General features: G+C 68.4%; 17 protein-coding genes. 2 read left to right on the top strand and 15 right to left on the bottom strand.

The genetic code is table 11. The features are described from left to right. Positions 1 to 235: 235 nt before the first annotated feature. Positions 236 to 2545, top strand: coding sequence for an acetate/propionate family kinase (locus AC1PQG_RS01645; RefSeq protein ID WP_481120947.1), 2310 nt, complete (start codon positions 236 to 238; stop codon positions 2543 to 2545). Between the two features lie 94 nt (positions 2546 to 2639). On the opposite strand, the gene AC1PQG_RS01640 is transcribed toward AC1PQG_RS01645, so the two are convergent. From AC1PQG_RS01640 to AC1PQG_RS01610, 7 genes are all read right to left on the bottom strand, one after another. Beyond that, positions 2640 to 2819, bottom strand: coding sequence for a zf-HC2 domain-containing protein (locus AC1PQG_RS01640; RefSeq protein WP_481120946.1), 180 nt, complete (start codon positions 2817 to 2819; stop codon positions 2640 to 2642). Beyond that, on the bottom strand, positions 2816 to 3403 hold the full coding sequence (locus tag AC1PQG_RS01635; RefSeq protein WP_481120945.1) for a sigma-70 family RNA polymerase sigma factor: 588 nt from the start codon (positions 3401 to 3403) through the stop codon (positions 2816 to 2818). The genes AC1PQG_RS01640 and AC1PQG_RS01635 overlap by 4 nt, the downstream gene beginning before the upstream one ends. A 14-nt stretch (positions 3404 to 3417) precedes the next feature. Beyond that, on the bottom strand, positions 3418 to 3954 hold the full coding sequence (locus AC1PQG_RS01630; RefSeq protein ID WP_481120944.1) for an HvfX family Cu-binding RiPP maturation protein: 537 nt from the start codon (positions 3952 to 3954) through the stop codon (positions 3418 to 3420). Next, positions 3951 to 4709, bottom strand: coding sequence for an HvfC family RiPP maturation protein (locus AC1PQG_RS01625; protein ID WP_481120943.1), 759 nt, complete (start codon positions 4707 to 4709; stop codon positions 3951 to 3953). Before AC1PQG_RS01625 ends, AC1PQG_RS01630 begins: the two co-directional genes overlap by 4 nt. Next, positions 4706 to 5551 carry an HvfB family MNIO-type RiPP peptide maturase gene (locus tag AC1PQG_RS01620; protein WP_481120942.1) on the bottom strand — a complete coding sequence of 282 codons (846 nt, stop codon included), beginning with the start codon at positions 5549 to 5551 and terminating at the stop codon, positions 4706 to 4708. The genes AC1PQG_RS01625 and AC1PQG_RS01620 overlap by 4 nt, the downstream gene beginning before the upstream one ends. 58 nt (positions 5552 to 5609) lie before the next feature. Further along, a complete protein-coding gene (locus AC1PQG_RS01615) occupies positions 5610 to 5921 on the bottom strand; it encodes an HvfA family oxazolone/thioamide-modified RiPP metallophore (RefSeq protein WP_481120941.1) in 312 nt (103 codons plus the stop codon). A 224-nt stretch (positions 5922 to 6145) separates the two neighbouring features. Next, a complete protein-coding gene (locus AC1PQG_RS01610) occupies positions 6146 to 6727 on the bottom strand; it encodes a peroxidase-related enzyme (RefSeq protein WP_481120940.1) in 582 nt (193 codons plus the stop codon). Positions 6728 to 6976: 249 nt separating this feature from the next. Between AC1PQG_RS01610 and AC1PQG_RS01605 the strand changes: the two genes are divergently transcribed. Continuing rightward, positions 6977 to 7327, top strand: coding sequence for a cyclophilin-like fold protein (locus AC1PQG_RS01605; RefSeq protein WP_481120939.1), 351 nt, complete (start codon positions 6977 to 6979; stop codon positions 7325 to 7327). A gap of 25 nt (positions 7328 to 7352) precedes the next feature. Here AC1PQG_RS01605 and AC1PQG_RS01600 read toward each other — a convergent pair whose 3' ends face one another. From AC1PQG_RS01600 to gcl, 8 genes are all read right to left on the bottom strand, one after another. Then, positions 7353 to 8258, bottom strand: a complete 906-nt coding sequence (locus AC1PQG_RS01600; RefSeq protein WP_481120938.1) for a LysR family transcriptional regulator — start codon at positions 8256 to 8258, stop codon at positions 7353 to 7355. A gap of 37 nt (positions 8259 to 8295) precedes the next feature. After that, the gene (pyk, locus tag AC1PQG_RS01595; protein WP_481120937.1) at positions 8296 to 9717 is read right to left on the bottom strand and encodes a pyruvate kinase; all 1422 of its coding nucleotides are present in this window, start codon (positions 9715 to 9717) and stop codon (positions 8296 to 8298) included. After that, complete coding sequence (locus AC1PQG_RS01590; RefSeq protein WP_481120936.1) at positions 9717 to 10124, bottom strand: GlcG/HbpS family heme-binding protein; 408 nt, start codon at positions 10122 to 10124, stop codon at positions 9717 to 9719. Before AC1PQG_RS01590 ends, pyk begins: the two co-directional genes overlap by 1 nt. A 60-nt stretch (positions 10125 to 10184) precedes the next feature. Further along, on the bottom strand, positions 10185 to 11447 hold the full coding sequence (locus AC1PQG_RS01585) for a glycerate kinase type-2 family protein (RefSeq protein WP_481120935.1): 1263 nt from the start codon (positions 11445 to 11447) through the stop codon (positions 10185 to 10187). A gap of 17 nt (positions 11448 to 11464) precedes the next feature. Beyond that, the gene (locus AC1PQG_RS01580) at positions 11465 to 11887 is read right to left on the bottom strand and encodes a DUF3830 family protein (protein WP_374487157.1); all 423 of its coding nucleotides are present in this window, start codon (positions 11885 to 11887) and stop codon (positions 11465 to 11467) included. Positions 11888 to 11898: 11 nt separating this feature from the next. Continuing rightward, the gene (locus AC1PQG_RS01575; protein WP_374487158.1) at positions 11899 to 12795 is read right to left on the bottom strand and encodes a 2-hydroxy-3-oxopropionate reductase; all 897 of its coding nucleotides are present in this window, start codon (positions 12793 to 12795) and stop codon (positions 11899 to 11901) included. Positions 12796 to 12833: 38 nt separating this feature from the next. After that, positions 12834 to 13607: a hydroxypyruvate isomerase gene (gene hyi, locus AC1PQG_RS01570; protein WP_481120934.1), complete on the bottom strand. Its 774-nt coding sequence runs from the start codon at positions 13605 to 13607 to the stop codon at positions 12834 to 12836. 79 nt (positions 13608 to 13686) lie between these two features. Further along, positions 13687 to 15462, bottom strand: coding sequence for a glyoxylate carboligase (gene gcl, locus AC1PQG_RS01565; RefSeq protein ID WP_481120933.1), 1776 nt, complete (start codon positions 15460 to 15462; stop codon positions 13687 to 13689). Between the last annotated feature and the right edge of the window lie 115 nt (positions 15463 to 15577).

Raw genomic sequence — 15577 nt, 5'->3', positions numbered from 1 at the left:
CGACCTCCGGGTCGGCCTTTGTGCTTTCCAGCCCTCCCCCGCGCATCTCCCACCCGCCGCCCCCGTGATCGGGCACGGGTCTTCGTCCGTTAATCCGGCTGACGCGTCAGAGAACTATCCTGTGACCTGAACAGCGACACACCACAACGGCGATTGGCCTTTGATGCATCGCAACAAGAACGCTATTCTGTCTCTATCCTTTCATCCGGCTCCACTCTTTCAAGCGAGACACAGCGTGAGCGACATCGATCTGAAACGGTTTTTCCTGGAACAGGTACGCCTGTTCGAGCATTTCCCGGCCGACAAGGTCGAGGAGATCGTAGCCAGCGGCCGGTTGGCCACTTACGAAGGCAACGAGGCCATCCTGGAAACTGGCGACGAGGGGCAGTACCTCGGCGTGCTGATCACCGGCCACGCGGAGATCTCGGTCACCGACAACACCGGCACCCGCACGGTGCTGACGCAGCTCGGCCCGGGCGACGTGTTCGGCGTGATGTCCACCCTCACCGGCGACCGCGTGACCGCCGACGTGATCGCCGGCAACCGCTGCTACGTGCTGCTGATTCCGCTGGAAACCTTCAACACCCACATCCTCACCAACCCGAAGGCCATCGGCTACCTGTCGCGGATGCTCCTCGAACGCATGCGCAGCATGTCGCTGGACATCGTGTCGGCCAAGTCCTCCGCTGCGTCGGTGCTGTCACTACACTCCGCCCGCGCCGGCAAGGTAATCGCCCTCAACGTGGGCCTCAGCCAGATCCACTTCGGCATCTACGACACCCGCGACCTCGGTTCCGACGTCCACGGCATCATCGACAACACCGACGAGTACGTGTCGCGCATCAGCGTGATGGTCGGCCCGCAGGTCAGAACCATCACCCGTGACCCCTTCCCGCTGTCCGAGCTGTTCCCGGTCATGCAGGACGCCGCCCGCCAGCTCGGCGACGCCTTCGCCTTCGAGCTCGATGAAATCTGCGCCGTCGGCCACCGGGTCGTCCATGGCGGCAACCGCTTCGCCGCTGCGGCCGTCATCACGCCGACCGTCATCACCGACATCGAGGCGCTGTCGGTCTTTGCCCCACTGCACAACCCGGTGAACGTGGCCGGCATCCGCGAAGCCCTCAAGCAGCTGCCCGACGTACCTCACGTGGCGGTCTTCGACACCGCCTTCCACCAGACCCTGCCGCCCTACGCCTACCTGTACGGCCTGCCCTACGACCTCTACAAGCAGGACGGCATCCGCCGCTACGGCTTCCACGGTACCTCCCACCGCTACGTGTCGCTGAAGTCGGCCGAGGTTCTCAAGCGCCCCCTCGGCGAGCTGGAGATCGTCTCCTGCCACCTGGGCATCGGCGCCTCCGTGTGCGCCATCGACCACGGCCGCTCGGTAGACACCTCGATGGGCATGACGCCCACCGACGGGCTGATCATGCCCAGCCGCTCCGGCAGCATCGACCCGGCCGTCATGGTGCACCTGATGGAGCGCCAGCAGATGTCGCCGGAAGCCCTGTCCACGCTGATCAACACCGAGAGCGGCCTGAAGGGCATCTCCGGCATCTCCAGCAACATCCACGACATCGAGACTGCCGCCGGCAACGGCCACCACCGCGCACTACTGGCCCACAAGGCCTTCTGTTACCAGGTGCGCAAGAACATCGGCGCCTACGTGGCGGCAATGGGCGGCATCGACGTAGTAGCCTTCACCGGCGACATCGGCGAGACCAGCGCCGCGGTGCGCAGCCTGGCCTGCCAGGGCCTGGCCTACATGGGCATCAAGCTCGACGAGGAGAAGAACCGCAACCTCGGCAAGGTGGACGACTTCGCGATCATCTCCACCGACGACTCGCCGGTGACCATCCTCGTCATCAACAACGACGACGAGCGCCTGGTAGCCTGGGAAACCCTGCGCGCCATCGAAAGGGACGAACTGATCCGCGAGGCCAAGGCCGAGGAAAAGGCGCCGATGCCGATCCCCGTCGAGATCTCGGCCCACCACGTGCACCTCTCCCAGGCCGATGTGGAAAAGCTGTTCGGCCCCGGCCACCAGCTCACGCCGGAACACGAGCTGTCCCAGCCCGGCCAGTTCGCCTGTGCCGAGAAGGTGCACCTGGTCGGCCCCAAGGGGCGCATCGCCAACGTGCGCGTGCTCGGCCCGACCCGCAAGGAAACGCAAGTCGAGATCGCCATGACCGAGCAGTTCAAGGTCGGTCTGCAGCCGCCGATCCGCGAATCCGGCGACCTCGCCAACACGCCGGGTATCACCCTCGAAGGCCCGGCCGGCAGCACCACCATCGAACGCGGCGTGATCTGCGCCCAGCGCCACATCCACATGACGCCCGAAGACGCGCGCCGCCTGCGGGTGCGCGACAAGTACGTGGTGCGTGTGCGGGTCGAGGGCGAGCGCGAGCTGATCTTCGGCGACGTGATCGTGCGGGTCAGCCCGAGCTACCGGCTGGCGATGCACATCGACACCGACGAAGGCAACGCCGCCAACATCCGCACCGGCATGCTCGGCTACATCGAGGAAATCCAGAGCCGCCATTGAGCACCCCAGGGCCGGGCGCCCAGCCCGGCCCCGAGGAAGCAGGAAAACCTGGGACAAGCCGGCGTTTCCTTGCTTCCCCGCACGCGATGACGCGCTAGTCGTTGCGTTCGAGGAAGCGCCGCGTCGCCAGGCGCAGGAAATCCATCTGCTGGCGGAAGGCCCGGCAGCCGCCGCAGAACAGCAGATGCACCCGCAGGCGCATCCGCTCGCCACGGCCCAGCGGGCGGTCCAGCGCCTCGGACATCAAGTGGGTCGCGTCCTTGCATTTCATCATGATGCCCGGCCCTCCGCGCCGAACCAGCCGTTTGTCAGGCACTGCCGCAGCGCCGCACGGGCCCGGTGCAGGATCACGTTGCAATTGGTGGTGGTGAGCACCAGCGTCGCGCAGATCTCATCGGTCTCGAAACCGAGAAACTCGCGCATCATGAAGACCCGCGCCGTGCGCGCCGGCAGCACCTCCAGGCAGGTCTCAAAGACCTGCCAGAACTGGCGCTGAGCCAACGCCTCTTCCGGATCGCCCCAGGCCTGCGGCCGCCCCTGCGGGCTCCAGTGCTCGTTGTCCTTGAAGAGCCGGTCGAAGGCCTCGTCGAGTTCCTCCTCGTCGCGCTCGAAGCTGGATATCTGCACCGTGCGGCCACGCTCGCGCAGCGTATCGATGATCTTGTGGCGCAGGATCGTGAAGATCCAGGTCTTCAAGGCCGAGCGCCCGGCAAAGCGGTCGATGCCCAGCAGCGCCGACTCGATGGCTTCCTGCACGGCGTCGTCCGCAGCGGCCTCGTCCTGCAGTTGCAGGCGGGCAAACTTCAGCATCTGCGGGCGGAAGCCCGAAATGAGGTCGGCACTGCCGGAGTCGATCATGGCTGGCGAACAATCTACGGGGCGGCGCTCCCATGCGGATCGGCAAGCAGCCGCCGACGGATCCACGCATCCATGCTCAGCCGCCCCGGCCCGAGCAGGATCAGTGGCATCAGCATAGCAAGGAAGAGCAGGGGCAACTTGAAATTGCCATGGCCAGCGTCGGTGATCGCATACCCCTGCCAGAGCTCGCCGAGCCCCATCCAGTCCGCGGGCCAATGCACGGCGGCGATCGCCACCGCCGTCAGCACCGCCAGCGCCACGCCGAAGAAGCGCGTCGCCAACCCGAGCAGCAGGGCTGCGCCGCCGATCAACTCGATCCACGTGGCGAGCTGCCAGCTGACCTCCGGCGGCACCAGGTCGAACGGAAATGGAAACTGGTCCTGAATGTCGGCAAACCAGTTGGGGCCGAACAGCTTCTCCCGCCCCGACTCGAAGAACTCCCAGGCCAGCAGTGTCCGCAGGCCGAGCAGCGCAATCCATTGCCCAAGGCTCTCCAGCTGTCCCAGGCCCGTATCGAACCAGGCCGAAGCCTGGATGCGCAGAGTCGTCATGTCCGTTCTCCCAGTAATACGCCGTGCTGGCACAACTCGGCCAGGCTGTGCCGGCCAAAATCGATGAATGCCGTATCTGCCGGCCGCCCCAGTTCCATGGCCAGCGCTTCGAGGGCTTGCCGCCCGCTGCGCTCGCCGTCGAGCAGCGCCAGCAGACGCGCGCTTGCCGGGCTCAGCGCCATGAAGCGCACCGCGTCGTCCGTATCCCGATACACCACCAGATGGACCGCCTCGGGCTGGCGCGGCCGGAAGTCCGGCCCGATGCACTGCGCCGGCCACGCGAAGGACAGCGACAGCCGCGCCGGGTTGGCCAGCGGCACGCCGTCGAGCAGATCGCCGTCGGGCCGGTGCGGCGGCAGCGCCACATCCATCACGTCCACCGCCAGCTCCGCCCATTCGTAGCGCGCCAGCTCACCGAACCAGCGCGGCAGCGGCTGGCGGCAGGCGCCGCTGTCCAGGTAGGCCAGGAACTCCTGCGGAATCTCGCGGAACCACGGCGTCGCACAGCGCCAGTCGCGCAGGAAGGCGCGGCACAGACGGGTCCACCGGGCCTCGCCGAGCGTCGCCCGGGCCACCGGAAAACAGCGGTCGAGAAAGCCGCGCAGACGCTGGAACACCAGCCCCTCGTACACCGCCATGCGCCGGGCCGGCGCGCCCACCGGACAGGCAACCCGGCGGCCATGGCGCAGGCGCTCGCCAAAGGCGCTCTGCCAGGCCTGCAGCCCGGCGGCAGCCACGTCATCAGGCGCGCTCACGCCGTCACCTCGATGGCCCGCCGTGCCCGGGCCTGGCGGGCGGCGATCTGCGCAACCTCGGCCCCCAGCGCGGCCAGCGGCGGAAAGTTGAAGTCCCGCTCCAGGCAGGTCGGCAGCGGCCCCGTGCGCGCGTAAGCGGCATCGAGCAGCGCCCATACCGGGTCGATCACGTCGGCGCCGTGGGTATCGAGGCGCAATCCGTCCGCCTCCACATCGTGTCCCGCCACGTGGATGTAGCAGCAGCGCTCCAGCGGCAGCGCGTACAGGAATTCGTAAGGGTCGAAACCGAAGTTGGCGGCATTGACCAGGATGTTGTTCACGTCCAGGTGCAGCCGGCAGCCGGCCTCCTCCACCACCGCGCGGATGAAGTCCGCCTCGCCCATCTCGGCGCCGGGCGGCGCCACGTAGTAGGAGGCGTTCTCGATGCCGATGGCCATGCCGAGCACGTCCTGGGCCTGGCGGATGCGCGCGGCAACCCAGCGCACCGCCTCGCCGGTACACGGCAGCGGCAACAGATCGTAGAGCTGGCCGGCATCGCCGCACCAGGACAGGTGTTCGGTGTACAGGCCGATGCCATGCCCGGCCATGAAGGCGCGGATGCGCGCCAGCAGTTCCGTGTCGAGGGGCTGCGGCCCGCCCAGATTCAGCGACAGGCCGTGGCAGACAAAGGGGTAACGCTCCGTGAAGGCGCGCAGCTGGCGCGCCGAACGGCCGCCCATGCCGGCCCAGTTCTCCGGTGCCAGCTCAAAAAAGTCCACCGTGCCGGGTACGCCGGCTTCCATCTCCGCCAGCAACTCGCGGCGAAAGCCGAGCCCGGCCCCGTGGGGCATGCGTACTGGCATGTCGAATCCTCCCGCAGGGGCCGGAAACGGCGTACGCCGTCCCGGCCGTTCCGATCGATTATTTCTTCTTGTCGGCACCGCAGCTGCCGTCGGCCTTCTTGTCGGCGCCACAGGAGCCATCGGCCTTCTTGTCCATGGCCATCTTGTCGTTCATCTTCGTTTCGGCCTTGTGGGCGGACTTCCTGGTGGCCTTCTTGTCGGCACCGCACTTGCCTTCACCGCACTTGCCGTCCTGCATCTTGGTGTCGGCCTGGGCCAGCTGATAGCCCCCGGCCAGCGGCTTGGCGGCAAAGGGGTTGTCGGCAGCATGGGCGGCGCCGAAAGCAACGGAAGCAGCCAGGGCGGCGGTGAGAGCGGTAGCCTTGTTCATTGCGAATCTCCTTGAGGGGTTGAAAGCAGCCCTGCCGGACGCCGGCATGGCGCCCCGGATTATCAGGTGCTGGCGATTGGACGGAAATGCCCCCCACGTTCTTACAGCAACGACAAAAAATTATTCACTGGCCCCGCGAATGCCCAAAAAAACGCCGGCAAGAGCCGGCGATGAAAGGGCCGGACTAGCGGCCGAGAGGGAAAGGAAAAAGCGGCGTCGGGCGCTCAGCTCTTCGGCAGGCGGCCCATCAGGTAGAACTCGTCGTTGGGGCGCAGGGAGATCAGGTTGGCGAGCCGATTGCTCATCGCGAAAAAGGCAGTGATCGCGCCGATGTCCCAGATCGCCTCGTCGTCGAAGCCGTGGGCCTTGAGGGCCGCGATGTCGGCATCGCCGACGGTGGCCGCATCGAGGGACAGCTTCAGCGCGAAATCGAGCATGGCCTGCTGGCGCGGGCTGATCTCGGCCTTGCGGTAATTGGTGGCCAGCTGGTCGGCGACGCGCGGGTTCTTGGCGCGGATGCGCAGGATCGCCCCGTGGGCGACCACACAGTACAGGCACTGGTTGGCGCCGGAGGTGGCGACAACGATCATCTCCCGCTCGGCCTTGCTGAGGCCGACGTCCTTCTCCATCAGCGCATCGTGGTAGGCGAAGAAGGCACGGAACTCCTCCGGGCGGTGGGCCAGCGCGAGGAACACGTTGGGCACGAAGCCGGCCTTCTCCTGTACGGCCAGGATGCGGGCGCGCACGTCCTCCGGCAGGTCGGCGAGTTCGGGAACGGGATAACGGCTGATCGGCAGATCGGACATGGCTTGTCTCCAGGAGTCTTGTTATGTCGTGGCGCGGGGTGCGCACAGCCAGTGTAGCCGGCCCGCCGCAGCCCACCGCGCGGGCCGGCGCAGATCGTCGGAAAGTACAAACGAATTGGCCGAAAGCGCATGACGGCGGCCACCGGGCCGATACCGGCGGTATGCACAGAACTGCCGCCGGCGGCGCTTATCGCCACCGCCCCGCTCCCCTAAGATCAGCCCGACAGCATTGACACAAGGAGCACGGCCATGCGCATCCGGATTGCCTGGGACCACGGGGAAGTCTTCGCCCGCCTCGACGACACGCCGGGCGCCCGCGCGATGCTGGCCGCGCTGCCGCTGCAATCCACTGCGACCAGCCGCGGCGACGAGCTCGTCCTCAGCGTTCCGCTACGCGTCCGCGCTGGCGGCAAGACCCGTGACGACCTGGAGCCGGGCACCGTGTTCTACTGGCCGGCCGGTGCGTCCATCGCCCTGCCCTTCGGCTCGTCGGCGGTCCACCACGACAGCGGCTGCCAGGTGCTCGGCCGCCTGGAGGACGACCCGCGCCTGCTGCGCCAGGTGCGTAGCGGCCACCTGTTGACGGTGACGCTGGCCTGAGGAACGCGCTGCCACGGAGCGGCCCTCAGCGTTCCCAGTAACCCGGCTCGGCATAGATGCGCTTCAGGTAGTCCATGAAGACGCGCACCTTGGCCGGCAGGTAGCGCTGCTGCGGATAGACGGCCTGGATCGCGTAGGCCGGCGCGGCGAAGTCGTCGAGCACGGTGACCAGCTCGCCGCGCTTCAGCTCGCCCTCGATCTCCCAGGTGGACCGCCAGCCGATGCCGAGGCCCTGCTTGACCCAGCTGTAGAGCAGCTCGCCGTCGTTGCAGTCGAGGTTGCCGCTGACCTTCACCGCCACCATCCTGCCGTCCTGCAGGAAGGACCAGCCGCGCTGCTGGCCGCCCTGCAGGTTGAAGGCCAGGCAGTTGTGGTGCGCCAGGTCGTCCAGCGTCTGCGGCACCCCGTGGCGCTCGAAATAGGCCGGCGTGCCGCACACCACGCGCCGGTTGCCGGCCAGCCGCACCGCCACGTAGTTCGGGTCGGTCACCTCGCCGATGCGGATCGACATGTCGTAGCCCTCGCGCACCAGGTCCACCACGCTGTCGGTCAGGTTGAAGGACAGCTTGAGGTCCGGGTACAGGGCCTGGAAGGCCGGCCCGTGGGGCGCCACGTGGCGCCGCCCGAAGGCCGCCGGCGCCGACACCACCAGATGGCCGCGCACCGTGTTGCGGCCGGCGGTGATCGCCGACTCCACGTCGTCGAAGTCCTTCAGCAGCTGGCGCGCCTGTTCGAGAAAGCGCTCGCCCAGCTCGGTAAGGTGCAGGCCGCGCGTCGAGCGGTGCATCAGCTTGACGCCGAGGCGCCCCTCCAGCGCATCGAGGCGCCGCCCCATGACCACCGGCGTGACCTGCTCGACCAGCGCCGCCGCGGCGAAGCTGCCCTTTTCCGCCACCAGCACGAAGCTCCTCAGTTCCGTGTAACGATCCATGCGGACGCCTCCTGCGCAGACTGCAGCCCGCTGGTCATCAGCCCCCCGGCACGCGGGCCACGTGCAGCAGGTTGGTGCTGCCCTGCTGGCCGAAGGGCAGGCCGGCGATGACCACCACCGTGTCGCCCGCCTGGGCCACCGCCTCGCGCAGGGCCGCAGCGGTGGCGTGCTCGATCATCTCGGCCACGTCATGCACCTCGTCGAAGGGCACCGGATGCACGCCCCAGGCGATGGCCAGGCGGCGCGCCGTGGCCAGCCGCGGGGTCAGCGCCAGGATCGGCGTCACCGGACGTTCCCGGCTGGCGCGCAGGGCGCTGAAGCCGGAGGTGGTGAAGGCCACCGTGGCGGCCGGTTCGAGCAGGCTGGCGACGCGGCGCAGCGCGCAGCAGATGGCGTCCGGCGTAGTCGCCGCGGCCGGCGTGTGGCTGGCCTCCAGCTCACCGCGCCAGGCCGGGTCCTGCTCCACCTCGCCGATGATGCGGTCCATGATAGCCACCGCCTCCACCGGGTACTGGCCGGACGCCGATTCGGCGGACAGCATCACCGCGTCGGCACCTTCATACACTGCAGTGGCCACGTCGGAGGCTTCGGCGCGGGTCGGCACCGGGGCGGTGATCATCGACTCGAGCATCTGCGTCGCCACCACCACCGGCCGGCCGGCGGCCCGCGCGGCGCGCACGATGCGCCGCTGCAGCACCGGCACCTGCTGGGGCGGCAGCTCGACGCCCAGGTCGCCACGGGCCACCATCACGCCGTCGGCCAGCGCGACGATCTCGTCCAGGTGCTCGATGGCGGCCGGCTTCTCCAGCTTGGCCATGATCCACGCCTTGTCGCCGATCAGCTCACGGGCCTCGCGGATGTCCTCGGGGCGCTGCACGAAGGACAGCGCAACCCAATCGACACCCATTTCCAGGCCGAAGGCCAGGTCGGCCCGGTCCTTGGTGGTGAGCGGCGAGATCGGCAGCAGCACGCCGGGCACATTGACACCCTTGCGGTCGGACAGCGGGCCGCCGACGAGCACGGTGGTCTCGGCGTGGTCCGGCCCGAAGCTGTCCACCCGCAGGCGCAGCTTGCCGTCGTCGAGCAGCAGCTCGGTGCCGGCTTCCAGCGCGGCGAAGATCTCCGGGTGCGGCAGGCCGGCGCGGGTCACGTCGCCGTCGGCCGGGTCCAGGTCGAGGCGAAAACGCTGACCGGCTTCGAGCAGCACCTTGCCGCCGGCGATGCGGCCGACGCGCAGTTTGGGGCCCTGCAGGTCCATCAGCACGCCGATCGGGCGGCCGCGCTCGGCCTCCACCTGGCGGATCAGCTTGAGGCGCTCGGCGTGGTCGGCATGGCTGCCGTGGCTGAAGTTGAGACGGAAGACATCGGCACCGGCATCGAAAAGTTCGCGGATGCGCTCCAGCGTCGAGCTGGACGGGCCGAGGGTGGCGAGGATGCGGGAACGGCGGGCGCGCTTCATCACTTCACCTCCGCCAGTGCGGCAACCCCGGCACGGGCCACCTGGGCGTCCTCGCCGGCCTTGACGCCGGACACGCCGACGGCACCGACGATCACCCCATCCACGACGATCGGCTCGCCGCCTTCCAGCGGCACCACCGGCATTGCCAGTGCGGCAACGCGGCCGTTGTTCACCATGTCCTCGAAGGCCTTGCTGGGCTTGCCGGTGAGCACGCTGGTGCGGGCCTTTTCCGGCGCCACGGCGGCGCTCATCAGCGGCGCACCGTCCATGCGCTGCAGCCACAGGGCGTGGCCGCCGCCATCGCAGACGGCGATGCTGACAGCCCAGCCCTGGGCCCGCGCCTCGGCCTCGGCAGCCGCGGCAATACGCTTCACGTCGTCGAGCGTGAGTGCCTTGATGTTCTTCATGTGTGTCTCCTCGTTATCGTTTGGTGTGCTGCTGTAGGGGCGAACTCATTCGCCCGCGGATCACGTCACCAGGATCGCCCGGAAGTCGTTCACGTTGGTGAGGGTCGGGCCGGTGATCAGCGAATCGCCGAGGGCCTCGAAGAAGCCGTGGCCGTCGTTGTTGTCGAGACTGTCGCGGGGGCGGATGCCCGCCGCCCAGGCCCGTTCGAGCGTGTCGGGGAAGGCCAGCGCGCCGGCGATCTCCTCCAGGCCGTCCACGCCGTCCGTGTCGCCAGCCACCGCGTGGATGCCGGATGCCCCGTCGAGGGCCACCGCCAGGGACAGCAGGAACTCCACGTTGCGCCCGCCGCGCCCGTTGCCGCGCACGGTGACGGTGGTTTCACCACCGGACAGCAGCACGCAGGGCGCCACGATGGGCTGGCCATGGCGCTTCACCTGCAGCGCGACGGCGGCCATCACCTTGCCCACGTCGCGGGCCTCGCCCTCGATGCTGTCGCCGAGCAGCAGCGGCGTCACGCCGGCAGCGCGGGCCACCTCGGCGGCGGCCTCCAGGGCCATCTGCGGGGTGGCGATCAGGTGCGTGCTCACGCCCGCCAGGCGCGGATCGCCCGGCTTCACGGTCTCGCCGGCACCGCTCTCGAGCAGCGCGCGGGCGCCGGCCGGCAGCTCGATGCCGTAGCGGCGGACGATCTCCAGCGCGCCGGCGCAACTCGTCGGGTCGGCCACCGTGGGCCCGGAGGCGATGTCCATCGGGTTGTCGCCGGGCACGTCGGAGATCAGCAGGTTCACCACCCGCGCCGGATGGCAGGCCGCCGCCAGCCGACCACCCTTGATCGCCGAGAGATGACGGCGCACGCAGTTCATCTCGGAAATGGTGGCGCCGGACTTGAGCAGCGCCCGGTTGATGGCCTGCTTGTCCTCCAGCGTGACGCCATCGCCGGGCAGCGGCAGCAGCGCCGAACCGCCGCCCGAGATCAGGCAGATCACCAGGTCGTCGGCGCTCAGGCCGCGCACCAGTTCGAGCATCCGCGCGGCCGCCTCACGCCCCGCTGCGTCGGGCACCGGGTGGGCCGCCTCGACGATCTCGATGCGCTCGCAGGGCACCGCGTAGCCGTAGCGGGTGACCACCAGGCCGGACAGCGGCCCCGGCCAGTGGCGTTCCAGCGCCTGGGCCATCGCCGCCGACGCCTTGCCGGCGCCGATGACGAGGGTCCGCCCCTTGGGCGGCTCAGGCAGGAAGCGGGGAATGCAGTGCTCGGGCTGGGCGGCGTTGACCGCGGCGGTGAACATTGCGGTGAGGAGATCGCGGGGGGCGCTGTGCATAGGGTTGTCCTTGTCGTTCAGCGGCTGCCCAGGTCGAGGAAGCGCACCCACTGGGAGCCCTTCCACAACACCGTGCGGCCCATGTCCATCAACTGCTCGGCGCCTTCCACGACGGTCAGGAAGTGGTTGCCGGCGAGCTGCCCCATTTTGCTGCCAAAGCGGCAGCTGCCATAGGCAAACAGGATCTCGGTCTCCGAGAAGCCGCCCGGGTAGAGCAGCACGTCGCCGCGCGACGGGTGGCTGGTGTGGTTCTCGAAGTCCAGGCCGGTGTCGAAGTCGGCCAGCGGCACCCACACCGCCTCGCCGCTCCAGCGGGAATGGATGACCTGGTTGGAGAAGGGCAGCATCTTCAGGAAGGCCGCGCAGGTCTTCGGCGCGGCCTCCTCTTCGAGCCGGGCGACAAAGCGGTAGGAACCGACTTCGATGGCGAGATGGCGCACCGGCTCGCTCCTTAGTCGGCGGCCTGCTGGCCGATCTCGAAATTGGCCATCTTCTCGAGGGCACGCACCAGGGCCGAGTGGTCCCAGCCGGCGCCGCCGTGGGCCGCACAGGTGTTGAACAGCTCCTGGGCGATGGCGGTACTGGGCAGCGCGACGCCGAGCTGGCGGCCGGTGGTGAGGGCCAGGTTGAGGTCCTTCTGGTGCAGCGCGATGCGGAAGCCCGGCTCGAAGGTACGCTTGACCATGCGCTCGCCGTGCACTTCCAGGATGCGCGAGTTGGCGAAGCCGCCCATCAGCGCCTGGCGCACCTTGGCGGGGTCGGCGCCGGCCTTGGCGGCCAGCAGCAGGGCCTCGCCCACCGCCTCGATGGTCAGCGCGACGATGATCTGGTTAGCGACCTTGGTGATCTGGCCGTCGCCGTTGCCGCCGACCAGGGTGATGTTCTTGCCCATCAGCTCGAACAGCGGCTTGACCTTGTCGAAGGCCGCCTCGCTACCACCGACCATGATGGTCAGGCTGGCCGCCTTGGCGCCCACTTCGCCACCGGACACCGGCGCGTCCAGGTATTCGCAACCCAGCGCATTGATGCGCTTGGCGAAGTCCTTGGTGGCCACCGGGGAGATGGAGCTCATGTCCACCACCGTCTTGCCGGCGGACAGGCCCGCGGCGACGCCCTCGGGGTTGAACAGCGCGTCCTCCACGTGGGGCGTGTCGGGCACCATGGTGATGACGATGTCGGCGTTGCGGGCGACTTCGGCGCCGCTGGCGCAGGTCCGTGCACCGGCCTCGACGAGTTCCGCCGGCGTGGCGCCGTGGGTGAAGGTGAAGACGGTGTGACCGCCCTTGATGAGGTGGCCGGCCATGGGGGCGCCCATGATGCCGAGACCGATGAAGCCGATGTTTGCCATGATGTCTTGTCTCCTGGTGGTCGTCGTGGGGCCGGCGCTCAAGCGTTCTTCAGCCAGCCGAGGCCTTCCGTGGTGGTGGTGGCGGGCTTGTATTCGCAGCCGATCCAGCCGGCGTAGCCGAGCCCATCGATGTGGCGCAGCAGCCACGGGTAGTTGATCTCGCCGCTGCCCGGCTCGTGGCGGCCGGGGTTGTCGGCCAGCTGGATGTGGGCGATGCGCGGCAGGTTTTTGGCGATGGTCGCCGCCAGTTCGCCTTCCATGCGCTGGGCGTGGTAGATGTCGTACTGCACGAACAGGTTGTCGGAGCCGACCTCGTCGAGGATCTCCAGCGCCTGCGCCGTGCGGTTCAGGTAGAAGCCCGGGATGTCGTAGGTGTTGATCGGCTCGACCAACAGGCGAATGCCGGCCTCCTTCAGCTGCGCCGCGGCAAAGCGCAGGTTGGCGACGAAGGTTTCGCGCAGCACGGCCTCCGGCACACCGGCCGGGGCGATGCCGGCCAGGCAGTTGATCTGCGTGCAGCCGAGGGCGCGGGCGTAGTCGATGGCGGTGGCGACGCCGTCACGGAACTCGGCGACCCGCTCCGGGTGGCAGGCGATGCCGCGCTCGCCGGCTTCCCAGTTGCCGGCCGGCAGGTTGTGCAGCACCTGGACGAGGCCGTGGCGGGCCAGCTCGGCGGCCAGGTCTTCCTTGGCGAAGGCGTAGGGGAAGAGGTACTCGACCCCCTTGAAGCCGGCTGCCGCGGCGGCGCCGAAGCGCTCCAGGAAAGGCAGCTCGGTGAACAGCATGGAAAGGTTGGCGGCGAAACGCGGCATGGTGATGTCCTTTCTGTGGCCCCGGAGGGCGTGAAGCCGTGCGGCGCGTGGCGTCGCCCGCACGGAGTCAGTGTTGCGGTCAGTCCAGCAGGGCCACCGCGGTCGGGGCGTCGGCGCCGCAGGCGGCAAGGTCCTCGAACTCGTTGATGGCGTTGATCTCGGTGCCCATCGAGATGTTGGTGACGCGCTCCAGGATGATCTCGACGACCACCGGCACGCGGAACTCCTCCATCCAGGCATAGGCCTGGGCAAAGGCCGGCTGCACGTCCTCGGCCTTGCGCACGCGGATCGCCTTGCAGCCGAGGCCTTCGACGACACCGATGTGATCGACGCCGTAGCCCTCGGTCTCGGGGGCGTTGATGTTCTCGAAGGCCAGTTGCACGCAGTAGTCCATGTCGAAACCGCGCTGGGACTGGCGGATCAGGCCCAGGTAGGCGTTGTTCACCACCACGTGCAGGTAGGGCAGCTTGAACTGGGCGCCGACTGCCAGCTCTTCGATCATGAACTGGAAGTCGTAGTCGCCCGAGATGGCCACCACCTTGCGGGACGGATCGGCCGCACACACGCCGAGCGCCGCCGGGATGGTCCACCCGAGGGGGCCGGCCTGGCCGCAATTGACCCAGTGGCGCGGCTTGTACACGTGCAGGAACTGGGCGGCGGCGATCTGCGACAAGCCGATGGTGCTGACGTAGGTCGTGTCCTTGCCGAAGGCCTTGTTCATCTCTTCATAGACCCGTTGCGGCTTCATCGGGCTGACTTCGAAGTGGGTCTTGCGCTGCAGCGTGCGCTTGCGCTCCTGGCACTCGGCCACCCAGGCGCTGCGGTCGGCGAGCTGGCCGGCGGCCTTCATGTCGCGGGCCACGGCGATCAGCTGGTCGAGGGCCGCACCGGCATCGGAGACAATCCCGTAGTCGGGCCCGAAGACGCGGCCGATCTGGGTCGGTTCGATGTCGATATGGACGAACTTGCGCCCTTCGGTATAGACCTCGACCGAGCCGGTGTGGCGGTTGGCCCAGCGGTTGCCGATGCCGATCACGAAGTCGGAGGCCAGCATCGTCGCGTTGCCGTAGCGATGGGAGGTCTGCAGGCCGACCATGCCGGCCATCAGCGGATGGTCGTCGGGGATCGTGCCCCAGCCCATCAGCGTCGGGATCACCGGCACGCCGGTCAGCTCGGCAAACTCCTGCAGGCGGGCCGCCGCGTTGGCGTTGATGACGCCACCGCCGGCCACGATCAGCGGACGCTCGGCGGCGTTGAGCATGGCCAGCGCCTTCTCGGCCTGGGCCCGGGTGGCCGCCGGCTTGTGCAGCGGCAGGGATTCGTAGGTCTCGATGTCGAACTCGATCTCGGCCATCTGCACGTCGAAGGGCAGGTCGATCAGCACCGGGCCGGGGCGGCCGGAGCGCATGACGTGGAAGGCCTGCTGGAAGACGCGCGGCACCAAGGCCGGTTCGCGCACGGTGACGGCCCACTTGGTGACCGGCTTGGCGATGGACTCGATGTCCACGGCCTGGAAGTCTTCCTTGTAGAGCCGCGCCCGCGGTGCCTGGCCGGTGATGCACAGGATGGGGATGGAGTCGGCGGAGGCCGAGTAGAGGCCGGTGATCATGTCGGTGCCGGCCGGGCCGGAGGTGCCGATGCACACGCCGACATTGCCGGCGGTGGCACGGGTGAAGCCTTCGGCCATGTGGGACGCACCTTCGACATGGCGGGCCAGCACGTGCTTGAAGCCGCCGTCCTTCTTCATCGCCGAGTAAAGGGGATTGATTGCTGCGCCGGGCACGCCGAAGACGGTCTCCACGCCTTCCTTGCGCATCACCGCCGCGGCGGCATCCACTGCTCTCATTCGGGCCATTTTTTCCTCCTTTGGGGTCTGTCCGATGAATCGATGGGGACAGCTTAGGGATAAAGGCATGCGGCTTGAATTGCCGCCGAGATCGGTTCTTTCGATACTTTTTGTACCGAATAAG

The organism is Zoogloea sp. GDB6 (genome assembly GCF_056724105.1).
The sequence above is the reverse complement of the archived record's forward strand: the minus strand, read 5'-3'. Positions and strand labels throughout refer to the sequence as shown.